Annotated in this window: 11 protein-coding genes; 6 read left to right on the top strand and 5 right to left on the bottom strand. The window is 61.8% G+C overall.

Annotation, left to right across the window (positions count from 1 at the left end):
- Positions 1-2: 2 nt before the first annotated feature.
- Positions 3-5,117: a DEAD/DEAH box helicase gene (locus IEY49_RS13180; protein WP_189009512.1), complete on the bottom strand. Its 5,115-nt coding sequence runs from the start codon at positions 5,115-5,117 to the stop codon at positions 3-5.
- Positions 5,118-6,049: 932 nt separating this feature from the next.
- On the opposite strand from IEY49_RS13180, the gene IEY49_RS13185 reads away from it, so the two are divergent.
- Positions 6,050-6,322 (top strand): hypothetical protein, encoded by a 273-nt coding sequence (locus tag IEY49_RS13185; RefSeq protein WP_189009514.1) that lies wholly within the window; start codon positions 6,050-6,052, stop codon positions 6,320-6,322.
- Between the two features lie 198 nt (positions 6,323-6,520).
- Here IEY49_RS13185 and IEY49_RS13190 read toward each other — a convergent pair whose 3' ends face one another.
- Positions 6,521-6,763 (bottom strand): helix-turn-helix domain-containing protein, encoded by a 243-nt coding sequence (locus IEY49_RS13190; RefSeq protein WP_229780791.1) that lies wholly within the window; start codon positions 6,761-6,763, stop codon positions 6,521-6,523.
- A gap of 77 nt (positions 6,764-6,840) precedes the next feature.
- Here IEY49_RS13190 and IEY49_RS13195 point away from each other — a divergent pair, with 77 nt between their 5' ends.
- Positions 6,841-8,007 carry a hypothetical protein gene (locus tag IEY49_RS13195; RefSeq protein WP_189009517.1) on the top strand — a complete coding sequence of 389 codons (1,167 nt, stop codon included), beginning with the start codon at positions 6,841-6,843 and terminating at the stop codon, positions 8,005-8,007.
- Positions 8,008-8,177: 170 nt separating this feature from the next.
- Here the strand turns inward: IEY49_RS13195 and IEY49_RS13200 are convergent, their stop codons facing one another.
- Positions 8,178-8,735, bottom strand: coding sequence for a hypothetical protein (locus tag IEY49_RS13200; protein WP_189009520.1), 558 nt, complete (start codon positions 8,733-8,735; stop codon positions 8,178-8,180).
- Positions 8,732-9,244 carry a hypothetical protein gene (locus tag IEY49_RS13205; protein ID WP_189009523.1) on the bottom strand — a complete coding sequence of 171 codons (513 nt, stop codon included), beginning with the start codon at positions 9,242-9,244 and terminating at the stop codon, positions 8,732-8,734. Before IEY49_RS13205 ends, IEY49_RS13200 begins: the two co-directional genes overlap by 4 nt.
- Positions 9,245-10,009: 765 nt before the next feature.
- Here IEY49_RS13205 and queF point away from each other — a divergent pair.
- Genes queF through queC form a run of 4 tightly spaced genes read left to right on the top strand, consistent with a single transcriptional unit; the run spans position 10,010 to position 12,255 of the window.
- The gene (queF, locus tag IEY49_RS13210) at positions 10,010-10,477 is read left to right on the top strand and encodes a preQ(1) synthase (protein WP_189009526.1); all 468 of its coding nucleotides are present in this window, start codon (positions 10,010-10,012) and stop codon (positions 10,475-10,477) included.
- A complete protein-coding gene (locus IEY49_RS13215; protein ID WP_189009529.1) occupies positions 10,455-10,865 on the top strand; it encodes a 6-pyruvoyl trahydropterin synthase family protein in 411 nt (136 codons plus the stop codon). The genes queF and IEY49_RS13215 overlap by 23 nt, the downstream gene beginning before the upstream one ends.
- Positions 10,862-11,554 carry a 7-carboxy-7-deazaguanine synthase QueE gene (locus tag IEY49_RS13220; RefSeq protein WP_189009532.1) on the top strand — a complete coding sequence of 231 codons (693 nt, stop codon included), beginning with the start codon at positions 10,862-10,864 and terminating at the stop codon, positions 11,552-11,554. Before IEY49_RS13215 ends, IEY49_RS13220 begins: the two co-directional genes overlap by 4 nt.
- 2 nt (positions 11,555-11,556) lie before the next feature.
- Positions 11,557-12,255, top strand: a complete 699-nt coding sequence (gene queC, locus IEY49_RS13225; RefSeq protein ID WP_189009535.1) for a 7-cyano-7-deazaguanine synthase QueC — start codon at positions 11,557-11,559, stop codon at positions 12,253-12,255.
- 141 nt (positions 12,256-12,396) lie between these two features.
- Here queC and IEY49_RS13230 read toward each other — a convergent pair whose 3' ends face one another.
- Positions 12,397-13,815 carry an E3 binding domain-containing protein gene (locus tag IEY49_RS13230; protein ID WP_189009538.1) on the bottom strand — a complete coding sequence of 473 codons (1,419 nt, stop codon included), beginning with the start codon at positions 13,813-13,815 and terminating at the stop codon, positions 12,397-12,399.
- Positions 13,816-13,854 lie beyond the last annotated feature (39 nt).

Raw genomic sequence — 13,854 nt, forward strand, 5'->3', positions numbered from 1 at the left:
ATTTACCCTTCCCCGAAAATGAATGCGTACCGGCGCGCCAGCTCAGGCCAGGTCGCCGTGTCGTGTGTGAATGTGACTACGGTATAGCCTGCGAGGTCCAGGTCATCGCGAATACGGGCGTCGCGCTCGCGCACATGGGCCTGAGCGTGCACCGGACCGTCAATGAACACCACCGCCGTCTGCTCCGCATACGTGAAGTCTGGCCGGGCGAAATGATCCGGGACGAGCTGCTGCGCGTGTGAAGGCAGGCGCAGCCCGCTCTCAACCAGGAAGTCAAGCCACTCCCGCTCCAGCGAGCTCCCGCATGCGGCGCGCAGGGTATCCAGGTGTCCGCCCTGCGCCTCCTGCGGCAGCTTCACCCGACTCGTGGTAAGCGCCAGCAGCGCGTCACGCACCTGGAAGCGGTCGAGTTGCTCATGCCAGGTCTGGTTGCTGTAGGTCATCAGGCAGTCATAACAGGCCGCGACGCAATCCTCGCGGGCATGCGGAGCGCGGTGAAGGTCCTTGCCAGTGTCGGGGTCAAAATGCAGCTGCTCCAGCGCCCGGCGGGCCACCTGCCCGAGCGCGCCCTCGCGGAGCACAAGGTCCTGTAGCACCCCCGCCCCACCCTCGGACGCCTCGTAGAACAGAATCTGCCGGGGGTCCTTCGCGTCGGGCAGCACCTCTGCTGCCAGCTCGCTGTCTTCAAGCTGGTAGGTGAGCTGGATGGCATTCTTCAGGGCGCTGGTGAGGGTGATCAACGTAGCGGCATCGCCGGGCACCTGAGGTTCCACGAGCAGCACGTTGCGGGTGTCCTCCACGTAGGGGATGACGCGCTGCACCGTGATCTCGCGTCCCGCGGCCGCCGTCTGCTTCTGCTGCAGGGTGGTGGCGGATAGCCACTGTGAGGTCTCGGGGTCGAACAGGAAGCCCAGCTCGTGCGGGTTGCTGCGGTTACGCCACCCGTAGTTGATGCGCCACAGCGTGGCGCCGTCTCCGTAGGTGAGTCGCAGGACTGGCGTCTCGTCTCTACTGCGGGCTTCGGCCGGCAACCGCGCCGCGACGCCCCCACGGGACGCAAAGCGCAGACCGCTTTTGACCTCGAAGCCTACCCGCTGACGTTCCTCCTCGTCACTGCCAATCCGCTCGCGGCGCCGTGTGGCCACCGAGGTCATGCGGAACAGGTTCGGGTGTGCCGGCGCAAGGCGCGCCTCGCAGCTCTCACACACGTCACGCGCCTCCCCCTGCGAGCCCTGATGCAGGTAGCCGCACGCCTCGCAGCGCTGCGCACTCACCACTGGCAGCTCGCTGGTCTCCCCGCGGGCTGGGACGATCACCTTATGCGCTTCGTACTTCGTGCCGTTGTGGTAGACGATGGCATTCGGCCCGAACTCGCTGAGCGCCAGGAAGCGCGGCCGAGAGAGGTAGCTGTCCTGCGTGTTCTTCCCGATGCGCCGCCCTGGAATGAACGCTGAGAGCGGCAGCCGGGCGAAGTTGTAGCCCGGCAGGAAGCCTTCAGAGGCAAGGTACCGGTAGGTGTAGAAATCCGACTGCTGGCCTTCCGGGTTCCGCAGCAGGCCCAGTTGCGTGTTCGCTTCACTGTGTAGGCGCCGGGCCTGCTCCTGCAGGTGTCGTTTGCTCGCGTCTGCCAGCACGGCGTTGTTCAGGTTGAGCTGTGACAGGGCGCTGCGGTACAGGTCCCGCCAGCGGTCACACGCCCGGTCAAATTCCCGCGCCGCGTGCCCTACCGTGTATGCCAGCCACTCGGGGCTGTACCAAGTGGTGTCCAGCACGTCCCCGCCGAGGCTTTCCATCAACGTGCGCGCTCGTGCAAGCGCCCGGACCTGCACGCGCTCGTCACAGAATGCGCCCCAGAGGTCCCCAATCACCCGCAGGCTGGGCGCTTCTCCCGCCACGTTCAGGATTTCGGCGAGCGACCCAGGCAGCTTCGTGTTCGTTTCCGCCAGCCAGATCGCGTGCACGTGCGAACGCACTAGCGCCTCGTTGCCGAGCTCCAGACGGGGCGTTGTGACGTTTCCGCCCACCATGAGTTGCGGGCGGCGGAAAAAGTACTGGTCATGATTGTTGCCGGTCGTGGCGTATGTCATCACCAAGGCCGGCTGCCCGCTGCGGCCTGCGCGGCCCGAACGCTGTGCGTAGTTAGCCGGCGTGGGCGGCACATTGCGCAGATGCACGACATTCAGGTCGCTGATGTCCACCCCGAGCTCCATGGTGGGGGAGCAGAACAGCGCCGGCAGCAGACCTGCGCGGAACAGTTCCTCGCGCTTCTCGCGCTCTTCCGCGCGAATCTGTGCGGTGTGCTCCGCGCCACGCAGATCCGCGAAGTGTTCGGGCGGCTGCCGGTATAGGTTCAGGAAGAAGCGGTTCACGCGGGGCGGGTCACTGCCTACCGGACGCACCACGCGCAGCTCATCCACGTAGGCCTGAGCCCCCTCTCCTGGCAGCCACCGCAGGGCCGTGCCCTTGAGCTGGTAGGCGTTCTCACCCACCTGTTCGATGAACTCCGACAGGGCCACGAGAAGGTCAGCAAGAATCGCCTCGGCGTCCACACGGGTGACGTGCTGAGACCACTGCAGTGTCTCCGGACGCATCAGGTACTTACCCACTGACCCCAGCGCGCTCAGGTGCAGGACTTCGAACTCCCGGCGCCCCTTTTTCCCCGTTCCCAGGCTCACCACGGGCGCGGTGTCCAGGCGCTGCGCTTCATCCGGCGGGATGTAGAGCGCGCTGTCCTCCCTGATCAGGCCCATGTTCAGCAGTGATGCGCTCAGGTAATCCCGGTCCAGGTAAGGCACTTTAATTGCCAGATTGCGCCGCATCCAGTCCAGTAGCGCACGTGCCGCCCGCCGGCGCGCTTCGACGACTCCATGACGCACCACCGAAAGCGCTGGGTGTGCACGCTCCCACAGCTCCTGATCACCACAGACCTCGTCCAGGTACGGGTACTCGAAACGCACGAGATCCACCCCCTCAAGGTTCGGCAGGGTAAGGCGTTTACCCTCGGCCAGATCGGTGTATATGGCGTACCCGATCAGGTCCTGTGCCACCTTCAGCGTGCGGTCACGCTGCCCGTACTTCACGGTGGGGTCCGCGGCAAAACTTGCCAGCTCCAGGTTCATGGCCTCAAACACCCGCCGTGCCAGGGTGTCCTGCTCCAGCGGCCCGGCCTGCAATGCACGCGCCAGACCGGCCCGCAGGGACGACACGAACACAAAATCGTTGAAATGTCCGGCCTGCAGCGAGGCATCCTGCCGGTTGTCAGTGAACGACAGCACCTTCCGGGCGGTCGGCGCCAGGTCACTCTTGCGCAGGCCCTGCACGGCGGCCATGCTCAACAGCGTTGTGGCTGTGGATCGCCCTTCACTCGAGAGGGTCGCGAGCTTGGTGAGTGTGCCGGTGCGCCCTATATAACTCACGTTGCAGCACAGGCAGAATCTGAAGTTCGCCGGCACGAAGGCCGCCGCGAGCCCTCCGCCGTCGCGCAGAATTTCCCCGTCACCGTTCACCCGCACACGCTGCGGCAAGTCTTTCTTGCGGCTGGTCTTGACACGCCACGTGCCGTTCTTCTCCTCAAGCCACCCTTCCGGCAGGCGGGACAGTGCGTCTTCCTCGTCCTGTGGCCAAGGCGGTGAACCGATGAACAGGTAGCCATCCTCGGGAGTGCTTTCCTCCCTGACTGCCCCGCCCCGCGCAACGAACGTCTCGCCACTTGCACGGGTCATGACGCGGCGCACGCTGTAATACTCCTGCCCGCAGTTACGGCAGAACTCCAGCGGATAAAGCCGCAACTGCCGGTCCGTGCCCGGAGCGTACACCTGCCCGCGCAGCGTCAGGTGCTCCAGGCGCGCAGGTGGCTCACTGAGCGGGGCGTACACCGTGCTGGCCTTGCTGATGAACTGATGCAGGCGGAAGGCAAAGATGGGCCTCCCGGTCTCCGGATGCCGCAGCCGGAACCCCTGCATCAGGCGGCGCTGAATGGCGTCCTGGCACGCTGCAGGTGCCATGCCCGTCAGTGCGGCCAGCCGCGCGGCCAGACCCTCGTCTCCCGCCACCGCCTGCGGCACGCGGCGCTCCAGGCGTCCGGAAGACCCCACCGCCAGCCCGATCTGCTCCTCTAACCATGTGACCAGGGGATCTGACACAAACGCCTCAAAGTCACCTGGCACAGCCGCACCCACGGCACGGGTCAGAGCGTCAGCGTCCCCCAGACCGTGGCTGACCTGCTCCAGGGTCTCGCCGATGACCTGCGCGGGTCCGATCGGCACCCCGAAGATCTTCGACGCCACGAGCGCCACGGCGCCCTGACGTTCTTCGTACGATGGGCTTGAGGACATGGTCGCGCTGGTGCCCACGCACACGGCGTCCTCCGCGCCCAGCCGCTCACGTAGCCGACGAATCAGCAGGGCCACATCCGCGCCCTGCCGCCCGCGGTAGGTGTGCAGCTCATCGAACACAAGAAAGCCAAGGTCGCGCGCACTGTCGAGCAATGCCACTTCATCCTGACGCGTGAGAATCAGCTCCAGCATCATGTAGTTCGTCAGCAGGATGTCCGGCGGATTTGCAATGATTGCGTCCTTTTCCTCGCGCGACTCCTGCCCGGTGTACCGTGCGAACGTCACTGGGCCGTCCTGGCCCAGGAACTTCAGCAATTCCTCGCGTTGACTGTTGGCCAGCGCATTCATGGGATACACCACGATGGCCTGAATGCCGCGCCCACTACCCTGGCGCAGCACGCGGTCCACAATCGGGATCATGTACGTCAGGGACTTCCCGGAGCCCGTTCCGGTCGTCACCACGAATGACTTGCCCTGCGCGGCCAGTTCCACGGCTTCCCGCTGGTGACGGTGCAGGTTCAGCGGCGCTCGCTGCGCCCCACGTTCCGCTGCGAACACGGCGGCGCACCGCTCATCCAGCAGTCCTTCGTGCACCAGGGCCGCCACACTCCCACCCGGCAGGAAGTTCGGGTTGAGCTGCACCAAGGGGTCCGGCCAGAACGCTCCGTCATTAAGGTGTCGGTCCACGTACTCCCGGATGTCCCGGTCACGGATGTGAACAAACGACGACACGTAGGACTGGTACTCAGCAATCACGTCCTGCCGGAACTCGAAGACGTTCATAGGTCAACCCGCACAGCCACGGCCGGAGCTGCGCCGAAAAGCACTGGAAGCATACATACAGTTATTCCACGCCGTTTCTTACAGCACCGCCACATTCATCCAGTCTTGCTGACCTTTAGGTCCATTGGTCTGGGGATGGTCGGGGATGGTCAAAATTGACGGGTAGGGGATGGTCCATGGGGTTATGCCTGATTCGAGGGGTGCATTACCCCGGAGAGGGTCTGTGACAGCAGCATTCACGGCGCACGGCAGGATGCAGAACTGACACTGCCCCGTCAGCTGGCCTTGGCCAAGCAGCGGGGTGTGCTGGTGAACAGAGTGAAGAACGGAAGGTATTGGTGAGGGCTGGTGCTCCTGTAGAGCCTCGTCAGGGCCGGGTGGTTGGGAAGCGGGCACGCGTGGAACTTCCTAGAGTGGAGGTCGCGGTGGTGGACGACACACTCCGCGGCGCGTGGCGGGCCGCGCGGTCCTCCTGACCGGAGGAACCATTCAAGGAAGATGCAGATCAATGACCATTGCGAGACAGTGGCCCTGTTCCCCGTGCCTGCTGGGGCAGCTTGAGACGCCCGCTCAACGAGCCAAATCATTGAGCGGGCCGGCCGCACAGGCACGGCGCGTCGTTGTGATGGCCTTACCGGAGCAGGTGGCCGTACGTGTTCCGGGTCGGGCTTCAGGAAGGGGAGATTCCGGGTCCAGGACCGACGTGGCAGCCGCGCAGTGTTGCAAGTGTTGCGGGCTTCCAGCCAACGTTCTGCGGCCTCACGGGCTTGCTCTGCGAGCTCCTCTACGGAGTACAACGCGAGGTCCTTTGGGCGCGACTTGCAAGCACTCTCGTCATTTGGACGCGAGAAGTACAGCCCCACGTCCTTCATGTCCTTGTCCGTTCGGATAGCCCGGCAGGAGGTGACCGCTCGGGTGGCCTGAAGCCGCTGATGTTCATAGTCAGTCAGCATGGCGAGCCCATGTACGTGGGTCCGCTGGCAGCGGCTCAGGGCGAGGTTGGCGTACAGCGGTGCCTCCGGAAGGAGCTCGGCAATGGCCTGTCGTGCCAGGCTGGGCCCCTCCAGGTAGAAGTCGAACTCCCCCGGCATGTGCAGGACGAAGTGGTACAGCGAGCGGCTATGGTGCTGGGCAAGCAGTCGGCACAGGATGCCCTGGCCCCAGCCGAGCAGGCGCTGGTAGCCTCTCCAGCGTTTAGCGGTTGAGTCATGCACGGCATCTGGCATGTAGGCCTTGGGACGCCGGGCCTGCCATGCCATGAAACGTGGTTGTCGGGGGGTTGCCAAGACCACGTGAAACTCCAGCCAGACAGCAATGAGCCGGGCGACCTGTCAGGTCGCCAGCGGCTCAGCGGGGCAGAGGAAGGGTTAGGGTGCAGGCCGTCGGTGTGGTGACCTTCGTGGTCAACTGGGGCGGTTCAGGAACTCGTTGATGGCAGCCAGAGGGATGATGATTTTCCGACCGACGCGGATGCTGCGCAGTTCGCCCTTGCGGATGAGCTCGTACACGCCGTTGCGCCCGATGCCCAGCAGCACCCCGACTTCTTCGGGCCGGCGGGTGAGGCGATCCGCGTGCAGGGTGGCTTCCATCAAGGAGTGCGGTTCGCTTCGCAGGGTGAATCCGGGGATTGCGGTGTGTTGCGTCATGTCGTTTCGTGCCTCCTGTAGGTAGACTGCAGAAGGCATTTCAGTAATCTGTTTTGACTTCGTTACATAGGGGCAGTGTGCAAATCGTGTCTACAACGGTGCAACGACGGCTTCAGCGGGCTGATCTGTCTGCGATTCGTCGGCAGGTTAGGGCAAAACTTTTGGAGTGGCATGGCCTGACGGCCACCCGCGAGGAGATTGATCGTGCCCTGAATTACCCGTCCGTAGCTGGCCTTATCTCGCCGGACGGCACATTTGAAGATGTAGAGCTCATTGCAGAAAATGCTGCCCGCTATCTCCCGCGCGTGATTCGGCCACGCCTGGCTATGGACGTGCCTCTGCCGGTGCCCAGGCCCTCAATGCAGCTGATGGACTCGCGGCACGGGATGAGCTACGCCCTGGCACTGCTGCTGCAGGAAGATCAGGGGCGTACCGCGTTGGTAGACGAGTGTCGGCAACGCTACTGGGAGGACAGAACAGCGCCCTTTCCGTGGTTGACGCCCGCATATGAATCCCGACGCCAGCAGGCCACGCAGGACGCTTTGCGGTGGCTTGAAGAGCAGGAGCGTCGAGAGGCCAGTGGCCGGCTCATGCTTCAGGTATTGATAGAAACCGATGACGTTGCAGGCATGCTTGACGCAGTAAATATTTCCGAGTTCAGCAGCTCCCGGCGGAAGCACTCGCTTACAAATGCCCTGCAAGACCTCATCCTGAAGCTCGACGCCCTAGGCGGCACAGTGCAGTCCGTGGAAGGGATACCGCACATCACCATGACGTGGGAGGGCTGGACGCTCACCCTTCAAGGGCACAACATTCGGGTTTCTAAAGAAGGCCCCATGCTAGCGCTCTATCAGGCATGCCAAGCCTTGAGCCACTACCCTGGCTGGACCACCGAGAGTGCTTTGCGTTACGTCTTGACAGATGAGCCGCCCGCTCTAATTCCTCGGAACGATCCCATACCAAATCTGGGGAGTAAATCTCTCTCGGCAGATCATGTTGCCCTATTGCAACTGAAATACATGACGCCTGGCGCGACCTGGCCTTATCGGCTTCGCATCTGGGACTTCTGGCTCCGCACATACCCAGAGGAAGGCTTCACTCTTACGTTTAAACACAAGGATCGTGCTGTCATCACAACCGATACCCAGCGCGCTAAATGGTTAAACAGTGAGACTAAACGCGCTATAAGGCGTGCGGTGGGCGCAGCGGAGCGGTATCTGGAACAGCGATTGGCATCTGCCTAAACCGCTTGTTCAACGAAATGGAATTTCGCCGGATGTAATTTGAAGCTTATTATGGGCATAATGAATTCGTAGCTCATCCTTGCTGTTGCAAACAAAGAATTCTCCTTAATTGACTTCCATAACCCGTAAATACAAGTGATTACATATTCTTGACTGAGGATTTACATATATCAAGATGAAGTTATTGAGTCGAATAATACATTGCCTCTAACTATTGCTACGACCACTGTATTTTTCTGAATTGTGTTATATACTTTATTCGTAAATCTCTCGATTTCGCTTTTCTTCTCGCTTGGCAGCATATCTCTATTGACAAGCGTGACCGCGTACGAAGCTGTGGCTATTAGGCTGAGCACGTCCGAAATATTGTTATCTATTATATACTCTTTATTATAACGTGATCCCGTATTCCGGTCCACTAATAAGGGAATCTTGTTTAAGATAATGTCGTTTCTGGCTATTCTCTCGATAAGGTCGCCATATAAAATCCACTTTTGTTGCTCATCTTTCTTATTATCTCTCCGGAACGAAGAAATCACCACCAGCGCAGTAACAACTGTAATAATTGCGTTGAAGCCACCATACATATCTCCATATTGCCCCAGTTCGGAAAATTTAATTCCGACCATTTTATAAAACGCAAAAGGTAGGCCGAAAAGAATTGGCCATGCTAGCCAAGCTATTAAGGCAGAAAGTATAAGTATATGATTGTCATTACTACTTTTCATTGTAGATCTCTCAGCTTCTCATTCAGGTCTTCCAGCCTTCCGCGACCGTGTAAACTCACGGTATGTAAAATGTGTTGTAACGTACTTTTCTTAGTTCCCTCTTCAATGGAGATAGTATTGATGTTATTCGTAAATTTGCCCGATTCGGCCGAGAACTCCACTAGAAGCACACATGCTCCGCCTTCATAAGTGAATCCAAGTGTTTTCAATTCTCTGATTAAAGCTTCAAACTTTTCTATATTAAATCCGAAGTATTTATTTACTATAATGAAGTGTGCTTCGTCTAAAGAGCTATAGTCAGACGAGCTACATCCAGCAATATAAAAGTGAAATTCACTTCTTGAGAATAGATGTAGTTCCTTCAGAATGCTATATGATAACGTATCCCTCAGTTCTTTAACTTCCAAGTTGGCGACTATTATTGGTACGCATACACTTTGATATGAATTATTGCGACATAAATCGACTGTTTCCGATATAATCTTCTCGAGACTGTAGGCGTGTTGCATTTTGTATCAGTATATGGTTTACAGGACGCTAATAGCTGCACCCAGGCGGATCAGTGATACGTCGGCCTGTGGGCCACTGAGGGTTAGGCACGACATCTTCTCGGTCAAAGGTGCAGGAAAAGCAGAAATATATAGCAGGCATACTAGATGAGTACCTTTGAGTGCTGATCTGTCGTTACAACGGTAACCGCATTATTTTTTGATGATTCCCAACGTACCGTCCCAGCTGATGCTGGAAAGGCGTCCTTCCACTGATTTCAGGTTGGCGTCCGCAGGTAGGACCTCAGAACAGCCCGCGACGGTTCGGGCGAATGTTGTTCCTAATCAAGCATTCTGTAAATTGCAGGATGCGTCTCGGCGTGCCCAACGCGTGCCCTACCGAGACAAAATGAGGCGTCACGAAACGAGACGAAAGAGGGCTGCGGCTTGACGCGACCTTGAAAATTTGCCGTCCTGGAGGGACGTGGTATGATTGCGCGGGATAGGGCATCACGACGTAAAATGGCGGCACATACACCTGAAAATCGTTGGGTCGCCGGTTCAAGTCCGGCCCTGGCCACCAAGAAGATCCCGCCCAGTGCGGGATTTTTTATTGAGAGCATTCGGGAATGGGCGATCACAACCGTGTGGTGTGACCGCAGCAGCATAGAAGGCACTTTCCTGCCAGACACCCTTCCACATCACTGAAACCACGCGTCTGACACTCTTTACTGGAGCGTTCTGTGCCGGTCGCCACCACCGGTGCCCATCTTCAAGGAGGACCGTATGACGACCACCCCCCCGTGCCAGCCGGGCTTTGACCGGCGCTATGACGTCCAGGGCCTCGACGCCATCGACGTGGCCGTGCTCGATACCTTTCCCTATGTCCGCGAGGATGACGCGGCCCGCTACCCTGGCGAGCCGATGGACATCGAGATCATCACCGACGAGTTCAGCCCGGTGTGCCCCTGGAGTGGCCTGCCGGACTTCGGCCGGCTGGAGATCCGCTACCAGCCGCGCGAGAAGTGCGTGGAACTCAAGAGCCTGAAGTACTACCTGACCAGCTACCGCTTTGTGGGCATCTACCACGAGCACGCCACCCGGCGGCTGCTCGCGGACCTGACCCGGCTGCTAGATCCGCTGAGCATGACCATCCGCTGTGATTACGGCATGCGTGGTGGCCTCAATACCGTCTGCACCGTCCGCTACGTCGCGCCGGAAAGGAGTGAGGATGCCCTGGACGCTCAGGACTGAGTTCACCTTCGACTCCGCCCATGTGATCACCGGCTATGACGGCCCCTGCGGGCGGCTGCATGGGCATACGTACCGGGTGCGCATGGAGCTGACCTCCGGGCGCCTGCGGCCCAGTGCTCATGTCCGGCGCAACATCATGGTGGCCGATTTCCGGACCCTGAAGTGGGCCAAGAAAGATGTCATGGCAGGCGGGCTGGACCACACGTACCTGAACGACCTGCCGGAACTGGGGGACGACACGACAGCGGAGGTCATCGCCGCGTACATCCACCGTAAGACCATGGAACGCATCCGCGCCGACCTGGAGCCCGGTGATGACGGAGCAGACCTGAAACTCAGGGTCACGCTGTGGGAAACGCCGGATTCCTCGTGCGAGTACTGGGAATGAAATACCCCGTCTTCGAACGCTTCTATACCTGGCAGGGCGAGGGCGTTCACCTGGGCCGGGCGGCCTATTTCGTGCGGTTGTACGGCTGCCCGCAGGAGTGCCCCTGGTGCGACAGCGCCGGAACGTGGCACAGGGATTACCGCCCGGCGGGCGTGCAGCTGATGACGCCGGAGGCCATCGCCGAGTGTGTGGCCCGGGAGAGCCCGGATGGAGCGGTGGTGGTCGTGACCGGTGGAGAACCCATCCTCTTTGATCTGGCGCCACTGGTCGACGCGCTGCATGGCCTGGGCCGGCGCGTTCACCTGGAGACCAGCGGCATCGCGCCGCTCAGGGGAGCGATCGACTGGGTAACGCTGTCGCCCAAACCCTTTGGAACTCCGCCCCTGCGCTCGGTGGTTGAGCAGGCCCATGAGGTCAAGATCATTGTTCATGACGTCAGTGACATCCAGGACGGACTGGCGACGCTGAACGGCCTGAAGGACGACGCCGTGATCTGGCTGCACCCGGAATGGAGCCGCGCCCGCGAGCGTGACGTGGTGGTTCTCAACGCCATCACCGAGGCTGTGAAGGCCAACCCCCGCCTGCGGGCCGGCTACCAGATGCATAAGCTGTACCGGGCCGATGACCTGGACGCGAACAGCGACAAACGCCTCATTCCGTTGGGCGGCAATCCACAGCTGGGGTACTGAACATGACAACACAGCAAAAACGTGCCGTGGTGCTGCTTTCCGGCGGGCTCGATTCCAGCACGGTGCTGGGCATCGCCACGCAGCAGGACGGCTATACCTGCGCCGCACTGTCCTTCCGTTACGGCCAGCGGCACACCATCGAACTCGACCGGGCCGCTCTGGTCGCCCGGCATTTCGGTGCCGAGCACCGCATCATCGATATCAACATCGGCAGCTTCGGTGGCAGTGCGCTGACCGACGAGACCATCACGGTCCCGACCGGGGGCACCGATGAAGGCGTTATTCCGCCAACCTATGTGCCGGGCCGCAACACCGTGTTCATCGCGGTCGGCCTCAGCCTGGCCGAGGCGATCGGGGCCGAACGCCTCTACCTGGGCATCAATGCGGTGGACTACAGCGGTTACCCGGACTGCCGCCCCGAGTATCTGGAGGCCTATCAGCGTCTGGCGGACCTGGCGACAAAGGCCGGGCTGGAGGGGCGCGGAGCGAAACTGGAAGCGCCGCTGCTGCACATGACCAAGGTGGATATCGTAAACGCCGCGCTGGACCTGGGTGTGCCGGTCGAGGTCACCTGGAGCTGTTACCAGGGCGGCACGGAGCCCTGCGGTGTGTGCGACTCCTGCCGCATCCGCGACCGGGCCCTGGTCGAGGCCGGGCATCCGGAGCTGGCCAGCCCACGCGCCCGCCAGGTTTCCGGCTGAATGGGGCTCCGGCTGAACGGGAGTGTGGCTGACCGGACGCCTTGACCGTTCACCGGCCTGATCCGGGTGCCGGCCCCTGAGTCCGTCGGACCACAAAAAGCGCGCCTGCCCTTACGGGGCAGGCGCGCCTGACATCTGGGATTACAGCACCAGAACGATGGGCCGTTCCAGGGTGCCGGCCAGATCGGCCAGGAACTGCGCGGCCTGCGCCGTGTCCACGTTGCCGTTAAGGCTCAGGGCCGCGCGGCCACCCTGCACCCGCCCGATACTGAGGGTCAGAGTGTGCGGGAAGTGCAGGTCGTCGAGGTCTCGGGCTCCGGCGTCAACAATCAGCAGGTCCGGGGTACCGTCGTGGTCGGTATCCAGTCCGTGCAGGGCGTCGCGCAGGTGCCCGCTGCCGACGCTGCGGGTACGCTGCCCGTCGTGCAGGGCTACGCTGCCGAGGCCCAGGCGGTCAGCGTGACGCTGAGCTGCGCGGGCGACCAGCAGGGACAGGGGGACATCCTGGCCCAGGGCGTCGGTGAGCTGCATGCGCAGGTCGGTCACAGCGCTCAGGTTGGCGTCGCGGCGCAGGTACACCCCGAACCATGTGGCGTCCTGGATGGCTGCAGGCTGAGCCGGTGCGGACTGAGCAGCGGCCGGTATGGCGACAGGGGAGACCACCGGCTCAGCCTGCGGTGCGACGGGGGCGGGGGCCGGGGCGGCTGCCACCGGCTCCGGGGCCGGAGAGACCGCAGGGAAGGTCGGGGCGGGTGTCTGAACCTCGGCGGCGACGGGAGCTTCCTCGACCGGTGCTTCCACCACAGGAGCGCTGGCGGCCACTGCCGGCACAACCGGGGTGTCCTCCACGACAGGCGTCTCCTGGACCACGGGCGTGTCGCGCATGGTGGGCGTCTCCACCACGGTGGCTGGCGTCATGACCGGAGCGACCGGTGGCTGAACCGGAACCTCTGGTGCGGCGGCAGGCGCGGCGCTGGCGGTAGGTTGAGCCGGGGTTTCGGCCGCAGGGCTGGTCTTGTACAGGCGCGAGAGCAGGCTGCCCAGGCCGGCGGCGGCTCCACCGGAAGCAGGAGGCGTGGGGGCCGGAACACTGGGTGGCGTCGGGACAGGCAGCGGCTCACTGGCGGCCATGGGCTGCGCCGGCTGGCTCACCGCAATGGGCGCAGGAACGGGCTCGGCGGCTGCGGGAGCGTCCTCTTCCTCGAGCTCGAATTCCATGTCCTCGTCGTCTGCGGCTGCGGCCGAAGCTGCCGGGGCCGCGACGTCCGCACCGGGACGGGTCTGTTCCACGAACGCAGCGATATCGCTGTCCACGCCAGCCTTGCTCAGCATGTCGGCACTGAACATGCCTCCGCCGGGGATGTCCTCACCGTTCCAGTCGGGCGGAGGAGCGTCCACCGGAGTGGGCGGCGGCTCTTCCTCGCCGGTCATGATGCGCGCCAGGTGCGTGAGGATGTCCTGCTCGACAATCTGGCCACCTTCGCCGCTGCCCTGCAGGTGCTGCCAGTCGATCCCGTTCGCTTCCGCCAGAATCTTGGCGAGCGGAGCAATGCGTTCCATTCAGTTCCCCCTTTGCGCGCCCATTGTAATGGAGGCCGC

Origin of the sequence: Deinococcus malanensis (assembly GCF_014647655.1) — a bacterium.
GTDB classification, from domain to species: Bacteria; Deinococcota; Deinococci; order Deinococcales; family Deinococcaceae; genus Deinococcus; species Deinococcus malanensis.